The organism is Rhodococcus sp. 05-339-2 (assembly GCF_002258965.1).
Classification (GTDB): Bacteria; Actinomycetota; Actinomycetes; order Mycobacteriales; family Mycobacteriaceae; genus Rhodococcoides.
On the sequence record NZ_NOYW01000014.1, the window covers coordinates 392,844 to 411,678 of the forward strand.

Sequence of the window (18,835 nt, forward strand, 5' to 3'; positions counted from 1 at the left end):
GTGACCGAATCGCCGAGCACCCCCGCCACCGTTCTCGTCGTCGACGACGACGCAGACGTGTTGTCGTCACTGCAACGCGGCCTGCGCCTGTCCGGGTTCACCGTCATCACCGCGTCGGACGGCGCGGAGGCGCTCGGCGTCGTGTCGCGATCGATGCCCCACGCCATCGTGCTCGACATCAACATGCCGGTGCTCGACGGTGCCAGCGTGGTGACCGCGTTGCGCGCCATGGGAAACGACATCCCGATCTGCGTACTCAGTGCCCGCAGCTCGGTCGACGATCGCATCGCCGGACTCGAATCCGGTGCCGACGACTACCTCACCAAACCGTTCGTGTTGGCCGAGCTCGTCGCTCGGATCCGAGCCATGCTGCGTCGTCGCGGCACCGGTCCGGTTGTGCCGGTGGCAGATTCGGGAGCACCGAACTCGGCCGTCGCGATCGGCACCCTGGTGGTCGACATCCCCGGTTATCGCGTCCACCGCGGCGGAGCCGACATCGACCTGACCAAGCGCGAATTCGAGTTGCTGGCGATCCTGGCTCGCAACAAGGGCGTCGTTCTCACACGTGAACGACTGCTCGAACTGGTCTGGGGCTACGACTTCGTTGCCGACACCAACGTCGTCGACGTGTTCGTCGGATATCTCCGACGCAAACTCGAGGCCGACGGGTCGCCGCGCATCCTGCACACGGTCCGCGGGGTCGGCTTCGTCGTCCGGGACGCCGCATGAGCTTCTCGCTGCGCGCCCGAGTGGCCGCGGCCACCGCTCTCGGAGCCACCCTGGTGGTGGCCGCCCTCGCGGTGGTCACCTCGGTCGCCATCTCCCGCAACAACGTCAATCAGCTCGACGAACGTCTGACGACGGCCTCGCAGGTGCTGGTCCCGAACTCGTCGACGTTGGAGGCCTTCATCGATCAGCTGTCCGGAGCGTTCGCCGTCACGATTCGCAGCGGCGACATCGTGGTCGCATCGACCCCGACGCGGCTGCCTGCGCTGGCGGCCGGATCCCAGACCGTCGACGTGGACGGTCAACGGTTCCGGGTCTACACGGCAGTATCGACCGTTGTCTCGTCCATCTCCATCTCGATCGGTGTGCCCGCCATCGAAGCTCAACAAGTGACCGACGAGCAACAGAAGCAGGTACTCCTGTTGGGACTGGCCGCGATCGCCGTGTCCACGGGCCTGGGTTGGCTCTTCGGTGGACGGGCCGTGAGACCGCTGGTGACGTTGACCCGTCAGGTCAGTGCCCAGCCACCGACCGCTCCCGAAACCCGCACGGGCGTCACCGAAGCCGACGAACTCGCCGTCGCCATCGGGGGCATGCTGACCAGGCTGAACGAGGCTCAGGAACGCACCAACGCTGCGCTCGACACTGCCCGCGATTTCGCGGCCGTCTCCGCGCACGAGCTCCGCACCCCGCTGACCGCGATGCGCACGGACATCGAGGTGCTCAGAACCCTCGATCTCGAGCGCGCGCAGCAGCAGGAGATTCTGGGCGACCTCGAACGGACACAGGGACGAGTGGAGACGACGCTGACAGCCTTGGAGCGACTGGCGTCGGGTGAATTGTCCAGCGAGGCCGACAGAGTCGAGACCGACATCATCGACATCTGCGACGTTGCGGCCCAGGATGCGCAGCGACTGCATCCGGGCCTCGACATACGGGTCGAGTCCGCCCCCGACTGCGAGATCACGATGCGCGCCCTGCCGACCGGCCTTCGGCTGGCCGTCGACAACGTGATCGGAAACGCCGTTCGGCACGGCGACGCGACGTCGATCGTCATCACCGCCGAGCGCGAGGGCACGACGGTACGCGTCCTGGTCGACGACAACGGATCCGGCGTTCCCCTCGATGAACGCGAGACGGTCTTCGGCCGATTCGAGCGCGGCACCCGAGCGGCCAAGGGCGGCTCGGGACTCGGCCTGGCGCTGGTGGCTCAGCAAGCCCAATTGCACGGCGGGCGGGCCTGGTTCACCGACAGTCCATTGGGCGGAGCGAGATTGGTGCTGGAGCTGCAGGACAGCTGAAGTACGGCAGTCTTTACGCGGGGGAAACCTGCGGGTCCATCCGATCCGAGGATCATGTACCCATGCACACGTCGTCGGACTTCTTCGTCCCCACCATCGACATCTCGCCGTACGTTCTGGACGGTGCCACCGCGGCGGCCGACGGGACCGCCCGGCGCAGCGTCGCGTCGGACATCGATTACGCTTGCAGCACAGTCGGTTTCATGCAGATTCTCGGACACGGGATCCCCGAGGACACCGTGACCGGACTGGCGTCGGCGATGGATTCGTTCTTCGGACTCGAACCGGCGGCGAAGCGGGCCTACATCTGCCCACCCGAACGCAACCGCGGGTACACCGCTCCGAAGAGCGAATCACTGAGCCTGAGCCTGGGAGTCGAATCGGCGTCGGGCACGAACGACTGGTTCGAGGCCTTCAACGTCGGGACGGGCGAGGCGAACATCTGGCCCGAGTGCGCGGGGTTCCAGTGCGCCGTCGAACGGTACTTCGCCGAGGCAGCGCGTGTGGCTCGGACGCTGACCACCGTGTTCGCCGACGCACTCGGTGTGGCCCCGACCGTGTTCTCCGACATCACCGATCGCTCGCTCGACACCCTGCGGATGAACAACTACGCGCTGGACCCCGGCCTGCGTGTGCCGGACACCGAGCTCACCGGGATGAGCGAGCACACCGACTACGGATTGGTGACGGTGCTGTGGGCCGATCGAGTGCCCGGTCTGCAGGTTCTCGGCATCGACCGACGGTGGCACGATGTGCAACCCGTCGAGGGAGCGATGCTGGTGAACCTGGGTGATCTGACGGCCCGACTGACCAACGATCGCTGGGTGTCGACGCTGCATCGCGTGCGTCCGCCGATTGCCGACGGAACGATTCAGCGCAGGCGCTCTGCCGCTTTCTTCCACGACGGCAACCTCGACGCGGTGATCGCGCCGTTGCCGTCGTGCATCGAGCCCGGTGACGTGGCCCGGTACGAACCGGTGACGGTAGCCCAGCACATTGCCGCCAAGCTCGCGGGTTCCCGAGGGGGAAAGGCCAACACCTCGGCAACCCGCGAGGCCGAGCGGGTACGCAGCGCCGTCACCTGACCTGCGGGTGCTTCGAGTGCAGTTATTTGACGTCGAGCAGGTCGATGACGAACACGAGCGTCTTGCCGGACAGGCGGTGACCTGCGCCGGCGGGGCCGTAGGCGAGCTCCGGCGGAATGGTGAGCTGACGGCGTCCGCCGACCTTCATTCCGGGGATGCCGTCCTGCCAACCCTGAATGAGTCCGCGCAACGGGAACTGGATGGATTCGCCGCGGTTCCAGGACGAGTCGAACTCTTCGCCCGAATCGAACTCGACTCCGACGTAATGCACCTCCACGGTGCCGCCTGCGACTGCCTCTGCGCCGTCACCCTCGACGAGGTCGACCGTCACCAGGTCCAATGGTGCTGGTCCGGCCTGAAATTCGATCACTGGCTTCGTCACTGAAGTCTCCTGCGGTTGATGCCGGCCCGCCGACGCCGGCTGTGAAGCTCTGGGCATATTCAACCTCGACTTTACGTCGTGATGGTCAACCGATCGGAGCTGGCATCAAATTCGTCTGGTATTCGCAGGTCAGCGTGTTGCCGGTTGCGGGGTCGGCCATCTCGACCTTCCACGCGTCGGAGAACTGATTCACCCCGTGATGCATCGAGATGGTGCCCGAGATCAAGACCGTTCCACGCGCGAACAGACCGCGCTCGGTGAGTACGTCGAGCCAGTACTGCGGAGCGAGAAGATCACCGAGAGTTCCGGACTGGATGAGAACTCCGTCGGCCCAACCGGTCAAGGTGATCTCGTCCAGTCGGTCGGCCACCTCGCTCAACCGCCACGCACCGGTACCGAGCACGTCGGGGGCGGCGTTCTTGCTCCATGCAACGCTGTGCACTTCCAGGTCACGGTCGGTGTGGTCGCATGCGACCGTGAGCAGCACGTCGTCGATGGTCTCGCCCAGGATCACCAGAGCCCATTCGGCCTCGCCCGAGGTGCGTCCGTGTTGAACGGCGACGGAATCGGTCTGCTGCGCCAGATACGGCGATATGGGGTACAGCGCCGGGGTAACCGTGGGAGCCGGCACGCCCAGTTCGGCCAACTCTGCGATGTGCGACGCCACCTCTTCCTGGTTGCGACCGGCATAGCCCGCATTGAGCAGCGCGGTCACTTCTACCGACTCGGTCGTGCCGTCGGGCAACGTGAATGTGAGCATCAGTAAGGACCCTCTCCTCGTAAATTAATTGTTTCCGATGCGCCCAAAGCCTTGCGCATACGTCTTGTATACAGCAAGTATGGAGCACGTACAACGGATAGAGTGATCCCAGGCACACAAAGGAGTCGTCATGACCGAACCAGTTTCGGTGGATAGAAAAGGCCTGGCCAAGGCCTTTGCCGCCAGCCTGACCGGAACGGCGTTGGAGTGGTACGACTTCGCCGTCTACTCGGCCGCAGCAGCGCTGGTGTTCCCGCTGGTCTTCTTCCCCGACAGCGATCCGCTGACCGGCACATTGCTTGCCTTCTCGACCTACGCGGTCGGATACATCGCCCGTCCAGTAGGTGGATTCGTCTTCGGTCGACTCGGCGACGTCATCGGCCGAAAACAACTTCTCGTCATCACCCTGCTGCTGATCGGCGTCACGACGTTCGCCATCGGTCTGATCCCCGGATACGACACCATCGGCATCGCGGCCCCGATCATCCTCGTCACCATGCGCTTCTGCCAGGGCGTTGCCGTCGGCGGCGAGTGGGGCGGAGCCGTTCTGCTCTCCAGCGAATACGGCGATCCCCGCAAGCGCGGCTTCTGGTCCTCCGCAGCGCAGATCGGACCACCGGCGGGCAACCTGCTCGCCAACGGCGCACTGGCAATCCTGACTCTGTCGCTCACCGACCAGCAGTTCGAGTCCTGGGGCTGGCGTGTTGCATTCCTGTTCTCGGCCGTTCTCGTCGGTTTCGGTCTGTGGATCCGCTTGAAGCTCGAGGACACCCCGGTGTTCAAAGCACTTCAGGAGAGCGGCGATCGCTCGGAAGCCCCGATCAGCGAAGTGTTCAAGACGGAACTGCGACCACTGGTGGCAGGCATCATGTCCCGCGTCGCACCCGACGTCATCTACGCACTGTTCACGGTCTTCTCGATCACCTACGGAACTCAGAAACTGGGCTTCGAGCGCAGCGAGGTGTTGACGGCAATTCTGGTCGGATCGGCCTGCCAACTCGGCTTGATCCCGCTGGCCGGAGCGGTCTCCGACCGCATCAACCGACGCCTGGTCTACGGCGTCGCGGCCGTGGGCGGCGTTGCCTGGAGCGCAATCTTCTTCCTCGTCATCGGCGGTGGATCCCTACCGCTGCTGATCCTCGGCGTCGTCGTCGGCCTGGCGTTCCACTCGTTCATGTACGGACCGCAGGCCGCCTTCGTCACCGAGCAATTCAGCGTTCGACTCCGCTCGACCGGCAGCTCGTTGGCGTACACGATCGCCGGAGTGTTCGGTGGAGCGATGGCACCGCTGATCTTCGTGTACCTGCTCGACAAGACCGACAGTTGGGTACCGATCGCCGGATACATCGTCATCGTCGGCGCGGTGACACTGGTCGGCCTGGCACTGGGACGCAACCCCGACCCCACCGAGGACGAGCACTACGTGCTACTGAATCAGGAACACGAAAAGGCTACGCGCGCAGCAGAGTCTGAAGTGTGACCTCGAGGTGAGCGTCGATCTTCCCGTGCACCAGGCCCTCGTCGCCGACACTCAGTGCGTCGATGATGGCCTGGTGCTCGGCGCACACGCGGTGCTGCCGGTTGGCCGCGGTGAACAGAGCGCTCAGACCGACCCGCAGCTGCCGAGCACGCAGACCCGCGTAGGTGCGGGAGAGGAGATCGCTGCCCGCCGAATCGATCAAACTCTGATGGAAGGTGCCGTCCCAGTCGATGAACTCCTTCGGCGCATCGGCGCTGTCGGAGTTCATCAGCAATTCCTGCTGTTCGAGCGCATGCTGCATCGCCGCGATCGGAGCGTCCCCGGCGCGCAGCGCACGAGTGGCCGCATGCCGTTCGAGAACGCCGCGCAGATCCATCAGTTCGGCGATCTGCCGTCCGGACATGGCCGGCACATGCGCGCCGCGCTTGGGCACCATCTCGACCAGTCCCTCGGACTGCAACATCAGCAGCGCCTCACGCACCGGCGTCCGCGACACTCCGATACGCGTCGCGAGCTCCTGTTCGTTGAGAAACGTGCCGGTGGCCGCCGGTGACGACAACACCTGATCGCGTACGAACAGATATGCCTTGTCCCTCCCCGACAGTGGTTGCATACGATATGTATACCTGTCTTCCCCCGACGAAACCAGGAGTCAGACCGTGAGCTCGACTATCCGCATCAGCCTGGCCCAGATCACCAGTGGCGAACACCCCACCGAAAACCTCGAACTCGTCGCCACCCACGCCCGTGCCGCCGCACACGCCGGTTCGGACCTCGTGGTGTTTCCGGAGGCGACCATGCGATGCTTCGGCGGACCCATCAGGAAAATCGCGGAGCCTCTCGACGGCGAGTGGGCGAACGCCGTGCGCTCCATCGCCTCCGACGCCGGCATCACCGTCGTGGCCGGAATGTTCACTCCAGCCCCGGACGACAGGGTGACGAACACCCTGCTCGTCACCGGGCCCGGCATCGACGCGAGCTACGACAAGATCCACCTGTTCGACGCATTCGGATTCGCCGAATCCGACACCGTCGCACCGGGTTCGGACCCGCTCGTGGTGGACATCGCCGGAGTTCGAGTGGGCTTCGCGACCTGCTACGACATCCGATTCCCCTCGCTGTTCCAGAAACTCGGCGACCTCGGAGCAGAGGTCGTCGTGGTTCCCGCGTCGTGGGGATCGGGTGACGGCAAGGTCGAGCAATGGACCCTGCTCGCTCGCGCACGCGCGTTGGACTCGACCACCTTCATCGCAGCCTGCGACCAAGCCGAACCCGCTGCCGCCGAGGGTAATGCGCCGTTGGGCGTGGGACACAGCATCGTCTGCTCCCCCACCGGCGAGATTCTCGGTCAGCTCGACGCGACACCGGGCATGCTGACCATCGACATCGACACAGGACTGGTCGACGCCGTGCGCAAGACTCTGCCGGTGTTGGAGAACCGCAAGCACTTCGACGCCTGACGGGCCCGCGAACTCGAAGTCAGGGATGAAAATCCGCCGAATCTCGTCCCTAACTTCGAGTTCGCAGTTATATCGAGGAACTAGCCATTTTGGCTGCAGAACCGCGAACTCGGCAGGACCAACGACGACGCCGCCGGCTCCCGAGGGGAGCCGGCGGCGTCGTTGTACAGCGGGAGCTAGCGGGAGCCGACGTCCTGGTAGTCGCGCTCGGTGTAGCCGGTGTAGATCTGGCGCGGACGGCCGATCTTGCCGGTCGTGTCCTCGTTCTGCTCGCGCCAGTGCGCGATCCAGCCCGGGAGACGGCCCATCGCGAACAACACCGTGAACATGCGCGGCGGGAAGCCCATCGCGCGGTAGATCAGGCCGGTGTAGAAGTCGACGTTGGGGTAGAGCTTGCGCTCGACGAAGTAGTCGTCGGTCAGCGCGGTCTCCTCGAGCTTGAGAGCGATCTCGAGCAGTTCGTCGCCGTTGCCGAGCTTGCCGAGGATCGTGTGCGCAGTTTCCTTGACCAGCGTCGCGCGCGGATCGAAGTTCTTGTACACGCGGTGCCCGAAGCCCATGAGCTTGACGCCGTCTTCCTTGTTCTTGACCCGACGCAGGAAGTCGGTGGCGTCGCCGCCCTCGGCCTTGATCTTGTCCAGCATCTCGAGCACGGCCTGGTTGGCTCCGCCGTGCAGCGGGCCCCAGAGCGCGTTGATGCCGCCGGAGATCGAGGTGAACAGGTTGGCCTGCGAGGATCCGACGAGACGCACCGTCGAGGTGGAGCAGTTCTGCTCGTGGTCGGCATGCAGGATGAGCAGCATGTCGAGTGCCTTGACGATCTCGGGATCCACCTCGTACGGCTCGGCCGGGAAGCCGAACGTCAGACGCAGGAAGTTCTCGACCAGGCTCTTCGAGTTGTCCGGGTACAGGAACGGCTGACCGACGGACTTCTTGTAGGCGTACGCCGCGATGGTCGGCAACTTGGCCAGCAGACGGATGGTCGACAGCTCGACCTGCTCCGGGTCGTTGGGGTCGAGCGAGTCCTGGTAGTACGCCGACAGCGCGTTGACGGCACTCGACAGCACCGGCATCGGGTGAGCGTTGCGCGGAAACCCGTCGAAGAACCGCTTGAGGTCCTCGTGCAGCAGAGTGTGCCGACGGATCTTGTCGGTGAACTTCTCGAGCTGAGCCTCGGACGGCAGCTCCCCGTAGATCAGCAGGTAGCTGACCTCGATGAACGAAGACTTGCCCGCAAGCTGTTCGATCGGGTATCCGCGGTAGCGCAGGATGCCTGCGTCACCGTCGATGTAGGTGATGGCCGACTTGGTCGACGCGGTGTTGACGAACCCGCCGTCCAACGTCGTGTAGCCGGTGGTGGCCAGCAACTTTCCCAGCTCGATGCCGTTGTTGCCTTCGGAGGCCTCGGCAATCGACATGGAGTATTCGCCACCGGGATAGGTGAGGGTGGCTTTGGCATCATTCTCAGCGGGCACGAATGGTCCCTCTCGAACTCGTGTAACGGACACGTACTTGAAGCGGACAGTTCTAACGTCGATAGTGAAACTAGTCTCTCGACGCCTCGGACGCCCACGGAGGGTCGGCACCGGGTCGAGAAACCGTGATTGCCGCTGCTTTCGCGGCGAAATCGAGCGCTTCCCGCCAATCTTGCTTGCTCATCTCTTTCACCGCGTTCGATGTGATAATGCTCTCCTTCTCCAGAAAGCTGAGCAGAGCCCCGTGCACGGTGTCACCTGCGCCGATGGTGTCGACGACGTCGACCGCAACTCCCGGTACCGAGATCTCCTCGGCTGTGACAATTCCTGTACCCGACGTCTCCTCGGCTGCGGTGAAGACCGAGATTCCGTTGCCGCCGCGGGTCATGACCACTGCGGTGACACCCGACGCGAGCCAGTCGTCCACCGTCGTGCCCTGGGTTCCGAGCCCCAACCAATGCGAGTCGTCCTCGGAGACCTTGAGGATGTCGATGCTGGGCAACCACGAACGGAAACGGTCGCGGAACCCGTCGGCGGTGATGTCTCCGCTGGTGCTGTCGATCGCGGCAGGCCGGATGTTGGGGTCGAGCATCGTGAGCTTGCCCGCCGCCCTGGCGCGGTGCAGCAGGCCCGCGTACATCGACGCCCCGGGTTCGTAGAGCAGTGACAACGTGCCGAACGAGAGCACGCTGATCTCGTCGGGCAGATCGCCGGGATCGGCAACGAGACGATCGGCGGTGCCGTCGGCGTAGAACGAATACTCGGCACTGCCGTCGTCGGCGAGGGTGGTCATCGCCAAGGTCGTCGGCTCGTCGCCGCGCTGCACCCACGTGGTGTCCACACCCGCGTCGCGCAGACTCGCCAGGATCTGCTCGCCGAACGGGTCGCGGGAGATCCGCGAGAGATACGCGACGGGCGAACCCAGTCGACCGATCGCGACGGCGACGTTGAACGGCCCGCCGCCGAGTTTCGGCGAGAGCAGCGGCCCCTCGTGCACCGGGACCAGATCGACCAACGCCTCGCCGCACACCAGAATGGTCACTTCTCGTACCTCATTCCCCAGGTGCCGGACCAGGTTCGTCCCGGATCGAGCACGATCAGATCGATTTCGGAGTTCAGCGCATCGGGCGGGCACGTCATCGGCTCGATCGCCAACGCCCGGCCGCGCTCGGGATATGCCTGATCGTTGGCGGGATCGGCAGTGAACACCTGCACCCATCCGAAGCTGCTGTCGGTCCACAACACCGTCGCAGTGCCGTCCGGGCCGCGCAGTACGTGGTTCGCTCGGCCGTCGGCCTCGGGCAACGAGGCGCTGAACGGAGTGTCCAGCTGCACGCCCTCCAGGGCTCTCGGCTGCCGGAAGTCGTACTCGGTATCGGCCGTCGGCACCGAGTTGCCCACGGGCAGATTGCGTACCGGATCGAGCGGCAGCCGGGTTCCCGCGGACAGCTCGAGGGTGCACTCGTCGAGCGGCACGTCCCCCACCCGGACGAAGGTGTGAAAGCCCATCCCGTACGGCGCGGGCGAGTCACCGGTGTTCTTCGCCGACGCGGTGACGGTGAGACCGTCCGCCGACAGCTCGTGCACCACGGTCACCGTGATCGAGAACGGCCAACCCTGATGCGTTCCGATGTCCACGCTCTGCTCGACGCGAGAGTCGGTGTGCTCCACGAGAGTCCACGCCACGCGTCGAACGAACCCGTGACTGGCGTTGTTGCGAGCCGGCTCGGAGATCTCCATCCGATGCTCGACGCCTTCGAAGGTGAACGTCCCATCGGCCGTCCGATTGGGCCACGGGGCCAACACCAGCCCCGCCGACAACGGCGGCTTCGAGCCCGCCTCCCACGTCTCGGTGAGCGCTGCGCCGTCGTATTCGAGCGCCCGAAGGCCCGCTCCGACGGCAGCGATGTCTGCCCGATACTTGCCGCTCGTCAACGAGTACGTCTGCGCGTCAGCCATGAGAGACATTCTTCACCACCGCACCCACGCGATACCGAATGAATGCAGGAAGAGCCAGCGCGGCGATCGAGACGCCGATGACGACAAGAACCCCGCCGCCTGCAGCAGCAGCCGCCGTACCGACGGATGCGGCCGCTGCGCCGTGCAGTACGTCGCCGATGCGCGGACCTCCCGCGACGACGACGATGAACACACCCTGCAGTCGACCGCGCATCTCGTCGGTCGCGACCTGTTGGAGCATCGTGCTGCGGAACGCCGCCGAGATCATGTCGGCTCCACCGCCGAGGGCCAGGAACGCCAACGCGAACCACAGGGCGACAGTGGTGGCCCCGTCGGTGGCCGCGCCGACGGCCAGACCGAAGCCGATCATCGCCGCGCCCCACACGACGATGCAGATGAGCACCGCCAGCCCCTGCCTGCGTACTCGGGGCAACCAGCCGGAGAACACGCCTCCCACCACCGCGCCCGCGGACATCGCGGCGAACAGCATGCCGAGCACCGGACCGCCCGACGCGGGATCGCCGAAGCTCTCGTGCGCGATCTGCGGGAACAGCGCGCGGGGCATACCGAACACCATCGCGATGATGTCGACGACGAACGAGGCCAGCAGCACCTTCTGCGTCGCGAGGTAGGCGAAACCGTCGAACACCGAACGCAATCCGGCGCGCTGCCCCGACTTCGCCGGCGGAATCCCCGGCAGCCGGATCACCGCCCACAGGGTGGCGAACAGTGCGACGGTGTCGATCAGATAGAGGGTCTCGAGTCCGATGTAGTAGATGAGGATGCCTGCGCTGAGCGGTCCGGCGATGGCACCGAAGTTCATCACCGTCATGTTCAGCGAATTCGCGGCCGGCAACTGCTCGGCAGGCAGGATCCGCGGGAGAATCGCGCTGCGCGTCGGCTGGTTCACCGCGAAAAATGCCTGCTGAACGGCCAACAGCACCAGGATGATCCACACGTTGTTCAGGTCGAGAAACGCTTGCAACCAGAAGAGCGCCGACGTACCGATCAGGCCGCAGGTGGTGATCATCAAGAGGGTGCGGCGGTCCATCACGTCGGCCAACGCCCCACCCCACAGGCCGAAGACGATGAGCGGCACCAACGCGAACACACCGGTGAGGCCCACGTAGGCCGAGCTCAGTGTGATCTGGAAAACCTGTTGCGGCACAGCAACAATGGACAGTTGGGCACCGATGACGGTGACGATGTTCGCGAGCCACAACCGCTTGTAGGACGGAGTCTTCAGCGGAGTCGTATCGGCAAGAATGCCGCGCAATCGGCTCACGGCTGCAGACGCTCGATCACACCGCTTGCCACCGTCAGGCGAATTCGGTTGTGCATGCGGCTCGTTCGGCCCTGCCAGAACTCGACCGTCTCCGGCTCGACGCGAAAACCGCCCCAGTTCGGCGGAACCGGCACGTCGATTCCGTCGAACGTCGCGGTGACCTCGGACAGTCGCGCAGCCAGATCCTCCCGCGAGCCGACCGGTCGCGACTGCTCGGACGCCCATGCCCCCAGCTGGGAGCCCCGGGGCCGCGTGCGCCAATACGCCTCGGTGGTCTCGGCATCGACCTTGACCACCGGGCCGCGGACGGTGAGTTGGCGGGCAATTCCGATCCACGGGAACGTGATCGACGCATACGGCGTCGCGGTGAGCGCACGGCCCTTGTCCGAGTCGTAGTTGGTGTAGAAGACCACACCGGACGCGTCGAAGTCCTTGCACAACACGGTGCGGGTGGCGGGTCTACCCGACTCGTCGACCGTCCCCAACACGATGGCGTTGGGCTCGGGCAGATTCGCGGCTATTGCGTCGGACAACCACTGCTGCGCCAGCGAACACCACCCGCCCGCCAGAGCATCGACGTCCAGGTCCTCGGGCTCTCCGTAGTCCACCCGCATGTTCGCCAGGCGCTGTTCATCTGCAGACACAAGCCCAGACGCTACTCCCGCGTCGATCCCGGCTATGGTTCTGACGAAGTACGCCCGGATGCGGCGCAGAGCCGGGTGCAGTTGCGACGAGGGAGTCCACAGGCCATGGCTGTTCAACGAGTTCCCGAGGATTTCGTCCCCGGTCTCGAAGGTGTCGTCGCGTTCACCTCCGACATCGCCGAGCCCGACAAGGACGGCGGCGCATTGCGCTACCGCGGCGTCGACATCGAGGAACTCGTCGCACAGAACGTAACGTTCGGTGATGTCTGGGCCCTGCTCGTCGACGGTGAGTTCGGACGAGGACTCCCGCCGGCCGAACCCTTCCCGCTGCCGATCCACACCGGCGACGTCCGTGTCGACGTCCAGGCGGGTCTGGCGATGCTCGCTCCGATCTGGGGATACCAGCCGATACTCGACATCGACGACTCCACCGCTCGCGACAACCTCGCCCGCGCGTCGGTGATGGCCCTGTCCTACGTCGCCCAGTCCGCTCGCGGTATCTACCAGCCCGCAGTTCCGCAGACCCGCATCGATCAGGCCGCAACCGTCACCGAGCGATTCATGGTCCGGTGGAAGGGCGAACCGGATCCCGCTCACGTCGCCGCCATCGACGCATACTGGGTCTCGGCTGCAGAGCACGGCATGAACGCCTCGACGTTCACCGCACGCGTCATCGCCTCCACCGGGGCAGACGTCGCCGCCTGCCTGTCCGGTGCCATCGGTGCGATGTCCGGACCGCTGCACGGCGGCGCACCCGCCCGCGTCCTGCCGATGATCGAAGAGGTCGAGAAGACCGGCGACGCACGCGCTCTGATCACCGGAATCCTGGACCGCAAAGAGAAGCTCATGGGCTTCGGGCACCGCGTCTACCGCGCCGAGGACCCACGCGCCCGTGTACTGCGCGCCACGGCGAAGAGACTGAACGCACCGCGCTACGAGGTCGCCGCAGCACTCGAGCAGGCGGCGCTGACCGAACTGCGCGAACGCCGCCCCGATCGAGCCATCGAAACCAACGTCGAATTCTGGGCCGCGGTGATCCTCGACTTCGCCGAGGTACCGGCGCACATGATGCCCGCCATGTTCACCTGTGGACGTACCGCGGGCTGGTGCGCGCACATCCTGGAGCAGAAGCGCCTGGGCAAGCTCGTCCGACCCGCTGCCCTCTACACCGGCCCCGAACCGCGGTCACCCGAGTCCGTCGAAGGCTGGGACCTGATCCGGTAGTCGAAGCTGGTATGGCACCCGACTACCCTGTAAGGGCCATATTCCATCGACGCTAGGACGCGCTACTCCATGGCCGAATTGCCGATCATTCCCGCCGATCTCCTGCCCGCCGACGGACGCTTCGGCTGTGGCCCGTCCAAGGTTCGCCCCGAGCAGCTGCAATCCCTGGTCGATGTCGGCGCTTCCGTGTTCGGCACCAGCCATCGCCAGAAGCCCGTCAAGGACGTCGTCGGACGTGTGCGCAGTGGTTTGAAGGATCTGTTCTCCCTCCCCGAGGGCTACGAGGTCGTGCTCGGCAACGGCGGCACCACCGCATTCTGGGACGCTGCTGCATTCGGCCTGATTCGCGAGAAGTCGCTGCACCTGACCAACGGCGAGTTCAGCTCGAAGTTCGCCTCGGTGGCCAAGAACAACCCGTTCATCGGTGATCCGATCGTCGTCAAAGCAGAGCCGGGCAGCGCGCCCGAGCCCACCTCCGACCCGTCCGTCGACCTGATCGGCTGGGCGCACAACGAGACCTCGACGGGCGTGGCCATTCCGGTCAGCCGTCCGGCCGGCTCCGAGAACGCCCTCATCGCGATCGACGCCACCTCCGGCGCAGGCGGTCTCCCGGTCAACGTGGCCGACTCGGACGTCTACTACTTCGCTCCGCAGAAGTGCTTCGCCGCCGACGGTGGCCTGTGGGTCGCGCTGATGAGCCCCGCCGCGCTCGAGCGCGTCAGCGAGATCGCCGCCACGGATCGGTGGGTCCCGGACTTCCTGTCACTGCCGATCGCCGTCGACAACAGCAGCAAGAACCAGACGTACAACACCCCGGCCGTGGCGACACTGTTGCTCTTCGCCGATCAGATCGAATGGCTCAATTCGCAGGGCGGCCTCGACTGGGCCACCAAGCGCACCGCCGATTCGTCCTCACGCCTGTACGACTGGGCCGAGAACAGCGAATTCGCAACGCCGTTCGTCACGAACCCGGATCACCGCAGCCAGGTCGTCGGCACCATCGACTTCGACGAGAAGGTCGACGCAGCCCAGGTTGCGAAGATCCTGCGCGCCAACGGCGTCGTCGACACCGAGCCGTACCGCAAGCTCGGCCGCAACCAGTTGCGTGTCGGTATGTTCCCGGCCATCGAGCCGGACGACATCACCGCACTGACCAAGAGCATCGACTGGGTCGTGTCCACGCTGAGCTAGTTGGCAGGGCAGGAGTGGAGCCTGCGCAACGACCATTCCCAGGGCAGGAGTGGAGCCTGCGGAACGACCATTCCCAGGGCAGGAGTGGAGCCTGCGGAACGACCATTCCCAGGGCAGGAGTGGAGCCTGCGGAACGACCATTCCCAGCAAGCTCACAGCTCCGGCGCTCCCTTCGAGGCCTACACTTGCTATCAAGTAAGCAAGCGTAACGACCTCGGAGGGAGCGCTCGTATGCTCAGGCTCCTCACCGTCGCGCTGCGGATCCGCGTGACACTGGTCTACTGCACCCTCACGGTGGCAGGCACGGTAGCGCTCGGCCAGATCGGGCCGCACGATCGCTGGCACGTGCTGCATGCGGCGAGTACCAACCTGCACAATCTGACCGACGGTCACCTCGCCACTATCGTCACGAGCGTTTTTCTCACCGAGGGTCGGGTGAACTGGCTGTGGTTGGCCGCGGTCGCCGTGCTGTTCGCCGTCGCCGAATGGGTCTCCGGCTGGCGACGCTTCCTTCTCACCTTCGGCGCCGGACATGTCGGTGCCACTGCTCTGGTGGCAGTCGGCCTGCTCATCGGTATTCACAACGACTGGCTCGCGGACTCGCTGGCGATGGCCGTCGACGTCGGTGTCAGCTACGCGGCAGCAGCGGTCGCAGGGTCGATGATCCGGTACCTGCCGATGCCGTGGCGTGTCGGCTGGGCCGCACTGTGGATCGGCGTCGTCACGATCAGTGGAGTGTCGGATCCGTCCTTCACCGCCGTCGGGCACGCGATTGCCCTGACCATCGGTTTCGGCTTGGGTGCCCTCTACCTGCGCAGGGACGCATCGGCGTTGTCGCACAAAGCAATCGACGCAAGATCGACCGAATGGGTGCAGCCGAGCCCGCAGCTGTCTACCCTCTGACAGGGAAACGATCGTCGGCAGAAGCGATGCGTGTCGAACACCCGCCGAATACGGCAGGTGAACTAGGCTCGAACTCGACGGTATCGCGAGCCGGCGCGATGAGGAGGTCAAGGTGCGAGACTTACGTGTGGTGGGTCTCGAGGCCGACGGAAAGTTCGTCGTGTGCGCAGATCCCAAGACCGGCGACAGATTCCGGCTTCCAGCCGACGACAAGCTCCGCGCGGCCTCACGCGGTGACATCGCTCGACTAGGACAGATTGAGATCGAAATGGACAGCTTGCTTCGGCCGAAAGAAATTCAGGCCCGCATCCGCAGCGGAGCGACCATCGAACAGGTTGCCGCCGACTCCGGAATGGCCATCAGTCGCGTCGAGGTGTTCGCTCACCCGGTGCTGCTCGAACGTTCGCAGGCCGCGTCGATGGCCCAGGCCGGTCATCCGCTGCGCCACGACGGCCCGGCCGTGCAGACCCTGCTCGAGATCGTCACCCTCGCCTTCCGTGCTCGCGGGCACAACCTCGACGACGCGGAGTGGGACGCCTGGCGCGACGAGGACAACAAGTGGGTCGCACAGCTGAAGTGGCAGGCGGGCCGCACCACCAACAAGGCGCACTGGCAGTTCCTGCCCGACGGCCACGGCGGCACCATCGCGCCGCTCGACGACACCGCCCACGAACTGATCGATCCCGACTTCGGACGCCAACTGCGCGGCCTCGCACCGGTGCGCGCACTGACGTCCGCCGAGGATGACGATCAGGCCTCGCAGCAGAGCTTCGACGAGTACTACGGCACCACCGCCGACAGCGAACTCGACGCCGAGACCATCGAGGTCGAGGTGGACGATGCGCCGACTCCCGAGCCCGAGCAGCCACGCGAACCGGTGGCCAGGGAGCCGAGGCCCGCACCCAAGCCTGCCGCCGGTCACACCGGCGGCAAGGACAAGCGCGGCAAGCCGGCCATGCCGTCGTGGGAGGACGTGCTGCTCGGCGTTCGCAGCAGCGGGCACAACTGATCTCTTCGATGGCCGATTTGCCGCTCGGTGACAGATTGCCGACGCTCACACCGTAGGCTTTCGACGGAGCTTACGGAGAGAGAGGTGCCGGTAGTGGGGGCCAAAGCATCAACGATCTGGTACGTGGACGCACCGGATCCCATTTCGGTACTTCGAGAAGCCACCACCTCGGACTGGAATGCTGCGAGCGCACTCGTCGGACGTCTGTACCCCCACCTGACGGCAGTGCCCCTCGGACAGGGTCCGATATCGACATCGGCAGGCGTGGACGACGATCACGTCTTCATCGGTTGCTACCCCGGCGTCACCGTGGTCTGCGGATCGAACCTGTCGGTGCCGACACCGTCGACGCTTCCCGAATCCTTCACCCGCCCTCTGGCGTCCGAACACACCTACCTCGTCGCCTCGGATCCCCAGCACGCCTGGGGTGCGTTCGCGTACTGGGAGCGCGGTGAATTCCGCCGATCGTTCAGCGCCACCCCGGTGTACATCTACGAGGACGCGGGCCTGCCACTGGTGTGGGAGCGCTCGTTCTGGGCCGGTGAGCATCCGCTGATCTATCCGCCCGGAGTGATGCCGGATCCACAATCGCTGCCGTTCCACCCACAGGAATTCGCCGAGGCGGCCAACGCCGAGTGGCTCGGATTCCGCTACACCGGCGCGCCGCACGCGGACGAATTCGATCCCGACACCCTGCCGGTCTGCGGCTTCACGATGTACGTTCCCGGACAGGAGCCGCCGCCACCGAACCGGAGTGCGAACGGCCGTGGCGCACAGGAACCGATGCCCGACGCCCCCGACGAACAGGCACCGCGTCCGAAGAAGCGTTGGTTCTCGCGCAAGTAGATGCGGCAGGGCCGTCCTGGGTGCCCGCGAACGTCAGAACGCCAGCGCCGCCAGTGCCACGAAGCTGAGGATGGAACCGATACCGGCTCCGTACACCGCCCAGCGCCACACCGGTATCGCGAGCCACCGCATGACCGTCGGAGCTGCACCCGCGACGACGATGATGTTCAGACCGAGTGCGAGCAGTGGATGAATTCTGGCCAGCTCCAGACCGAACGTCGTCAGTGCCACACCCACCAGCGCCGCCGAGATGACGGCGATCGGGACTCCGGTCCAGCGGACGCTCGGGTCGTGGTCGTTCACGTCAGGCGCACGCGTTCGTAGAACCCCATCGCCGCGGCCGTCGCCACGTTCAGCGAATCGGTGCCAGGGGCCATCGGAATCCGCGCGCGAATGTCCGTTGCTCGCATGGCATGTTCGGTCAGACCCGGCCCCTCGGCACCCAGCAGCAGGGCAACCTTCTCCCCCGTCATCGCCGTCGCCAACGACACCGCCGCCGGGTTGGGCGTCAACGAGATCAGCTGAAACCCGTGCGCGCGAACACGATCGAGGCCACGGGGCCACTCGGGCACCTTGGCGAACGGCACCCGCAGCACATGTCCCATCGACACTCGCACCGAACGACGATAGAGCGGATCAGCACATGCGGCCCCGAACAGAACGGCATCGACCCCGAGGCCCGCCGCGTTGCGGAACATCGACCCGAGATTCTCGTGATCGTTGACGCCCTCGAGAATCGCCACCGTCCTGGCACCGTCCAACACCTCGTCGAGATCGAGTGCCGGCGGCCTGTTCGCCGCGGCCAACACACCACGATTGAGGTGGAAGCCGACGACCTCGGCCATCACCTCCGCGGACGTCCGGTAGAACGGAACGTCCGAATCGACGAGATCGTCGCGCAAGGCGTCGAGCCGTCGATCCACGCCCAGCAGGCTGATCATCGGAAACCGCGAGGTCAGCAGCCGCTGCGCCACCAACACACCCTCGGCGATCACCAGACCCTTGCCCTCGGGCAGGTCGGGTCGCCGATCCGACGAGTTGAGATCGCGAAAATCGTCCAGTCGCGGGTCCGAGGGGTCGTCGATGTCGAGTACATGCACCACGT

At 65.4% G+C, this 18,835-nt stretch carries 20 protein-coding genes; 10 read left to right on the forward strand and 10 right to left on the reverse strand.

Translation table 11 applies throughout. The features are described 5' to 3' along the window. From CH273_RS12725 to CH273_RS12735, 3 genes are all read left to right on the forward strand, one after another. Complete coding sequence (locus CH273_RS12725) at positions 1-729, forward strand: response regulator transcription factor (RefSeq protein ID WP_032395829.1); 729 nt, start codon at positions 1-3, stop codon at positions 727-729. Further along, the gene (locus tag CH273_RS12730) at positions 726-2,027 is read left to right on the forward strand and encodes a sensor histidine kinase (protein WP_179272723.1); all 1,302 of its coding nucleotides are present in this window, start codon (positions 726-728) and stop codon (positions 2,025-2,027) included. The genes CH273_RS12725 and CH273_RS12730 overlap by 4 nt, the downstream gene beginning before the upstream one ends. A gap of 62 nt (positions 2,028-2,089) precedes the next feature. Beyond that, entirely contained in the window at positions 2,090-3,112 is a 1,023-nt protein-coding gene (locus tag CH273_RS12735; protein ID WP_032395830.1) for an isopenicillin N synthase family dioxygenase, read from the forward strand. 22 nt (positions 3,113-3,134) lie between these two features. Here CH273_RS12735 and CH273_RS12740 read toward each other — a convergent pair whose 3' ends face one another. Together CH273_RS12740 and CH273_RS12745 are read right to left on the reverse strand one after the other, a co-directional pair. Further along, on the reverse strand, positions 3,135-3,494 hold the full coding sequence (locus CH273_RS12740; protein WP_032377394.1) for an FKBP-type peptidyl-prolyl cis-trans isomerase: 360 nt from the start codon (positions 3,492-3,494) through the stop codon (positions 3,135-3,137). An 85-nt stretch (positions 3,495-3,579) separates the two neighbouring features. Beyond that, positions 3,580-4,254 (reverse strand): DUF2848 domain-containing protein, encoded by a 675-nt coding sequence (locus tag CH273_RS12745; protein ID WP_032395831.1) that lies wholly within the window; start codon positions 4,252-4,254, stop codon positions 3,580-3,582. 130 nt (positions 4,255-4,384) lie between these two features. Between CH273_RS12745 and CH273_RS12750 the strand changes: the two genes are divergently transcribed. Beyond that, entirely contained in the window at positions 4,385-5,734 is a 1,350-nt protein-coding gene (locus CH273_RS12750) for an MFS transporter (RefSeq protein ID WP_032395832.1), read from the forward strand. Here the strand turns inward: CH273_RS12750 and CH273_RS12755 are convergent. Next, positions 5,706-6,347 carry a GntR family transcriptional regulator gene (locus CH273_RS12755; RefSeq protein ID WP_032395833.1) on the reverse strand — a complete coding sequence of 214 codons (642 nt, stop codon included), beginning with the start codon at positions 6,345-6,347 and terminating at the stop codon, positions 5,706-5,708. The two genes, CH273_RS12750 and CH273_RS12755, sit on opposite strands and share 29 nt — an antisense overlap. A 46-nt stretch (positions 6,348-6,393) precedes the next feature. Between CH273_RS12755 and CH273_RS12760 the strand changes: the two genes are divergently transcribed. After that, a complete protein-coding gene (locus CH273_RS12760) occupies positions 6,394-7,194 on the forward strand; it encodes a carbon-nitrogen hydrolase family protein (protein ID WP_230596820.1) in 801 nt (266 codons plus the stop codon). 176 nt (positions 7,195-7,370) lie between these two features. Here CH273_RS12760 and CH273_RS12765 read toward each other — a convergent pair whose 3' ends face one another. The 5 genes from CH273_RS12765 to pdxH all read right to left on the reverse strand — a co-directional run bounded on the left by CH273_RS12765 (position 7,371) and on the right by pdxH (position 12,527). Continuing rightward, positions 7,371-8,669 (reverse strand): citrate synthase, encoded by a 1,299-nt coding sequence (locus CH273_RS12765; RefSeq protein WP_032395834.1) that lies wholly within the window; start codon positions 8,667-8,669, stop codon positions 7,371-7,373. Between the two features lie 70 nt (positions 8,670-8,739). Further along, positions 8,740-9,711, reverse strand: coding sequence for a carbohydrate kinase family protein (locus tag CH273_RS12770; protein ID WP_032395835.1), 972 nt, complete (start codon positions 9,709-9,711; stop codon positions 8,740-8,742). Further along, positions 9,708-10,637, reverse strand: coding sequence for an aldose 1-epimerase family protein (locus CH273_RS12775; protein ID WP_032395836.1), 930 nt, complete (start codon positions 10,635-10,637; stop codon positions 9,708-9,710). Before CH273_RS12775 ends, CH273_RS12770 begins: the two co-directional genes overlap by 4 nt. Further along, positions 10,621-11,913 carry an MFS transporter gene (locus CH273_RS12780; protein WP_032395837.1) on the reverse strand — a complete coding sequence of 431 codons (1,293 nt, stop codon included), beginning with the start codon at positions 11,911-11,913 and terminating at the stop codon, positions 10,621-10,623. Before CH273_RS12780 ends, CH273_RS12775 begins: the two co-directional genes overlap by 17 nt. Further along, positions 11,910-12,527, reverse strand: a complete 618-nt coding sequence (gene pdxH / locus CH273_RS12785; RefSeq protein WP_032396276.1) for a pyridoxamine 5'-phosphate oxidase — start codon at positions 12,525-12,527, stop codon at positions 11,910-11,912. Before pdxH ends, CH273_RS12780 begins: the two co-directional genes overlap by 4 nt. A gap of 135 nt (positions 12,528-12,662) precedes the next feature. Between pdxH and CH273_RS12790 the strand changes: the two genes are divergently transcribed. From CH273_RS12790 to CH273_RS12810, 5 genes are all read left to right on the forward strand, one after another. Further along, the gene (locus CH273_RS12790; protein ID WP_032395838.1) at positions 12,663-13,781 is read left to right on the forward strand and encodes a citrate synthase 2; all 1,119 of its coding nucleotides are present in this window, start codon (positions 12,663-12,665) and stop codon (positions 13,779-13,781) included. Positions 13,782-13,850: 69 nt separating this feature from the next. Then, positions 13,851-14,972 carry a phosphoserine transaminase gene (serC, locus tag CH273_RS12795; protein WP_032395839.1) on the forward strand — a complete coding sequence of 374 codons (1,122 nt, stop codon included), beginning with the start codon at positions 13,851-13,853 and terminating at the stop codon, positions 14,970-14,972. A 231-nt stretch (positions 14,973-15,203) separates the two neighbouring features. Further along, positions 15,204-15,875, forward strand: coding sequence for a rhomboid-like protein (locus tag CH273_RS12800; protein ID WP_032395840.1), 672 nt, complete (start codon positions 15,204-15,206; stop codon positions 15,873-15,875). Positions 15,876-15,987: 112 nt separating this feature from the next. Then, entirely contained in the window at positions 15,988-16,884 is an 897-nt protein-coding gene (gene sepH, locus CH273_RS12805) for a septation protein SepH (RefSeq protein ID WP_032395841.1), read from the forward strand. Between the two features lie 93 nt (positions 16,885-16,977). Next, positions 16,978-17,730: a DUF6928 family protein gene (locus CH273_RS12810; protein WP_045196604.1), complete on the forward strand. Its 753-nt coding sequence runs from the start codon at positions 16,978-16,980 to the stop codon at positions 17,728-17,730. Positions 17,731-17,763: 33 nt separating this feature from the next. Here the strand turns inward: CH273_RS12810 and CH273_RS12815 are convergent, their stop codons facing one another. Further along, complete coding sequence (locus CH273_RS12815) at positions 17,764-18,033, reverse strand: DUF2537 domain-containing protein (RefSeq protein ID WP_032395842.1); 270 nt, start codon at positions 18,031-18,033, stop codon at positions 17,764-17,766. Then, complete coding sequence (locus tag CH273_RS12820) at positions 18,030-18,833, reverse strand: TrmH family RNA methyltransferase (protein WP_032395843.1); 804 nt, start codon at positions 18,831-18,833, stop codon at positions 18,030-18,032. The genes CH273_RS12815 and CH273_RS12820 overlap by 4 nt, the downstream gene beginning before the upstream one ends. Positions 18,834-18,835 lie beyond the last annotated feature (2 nt).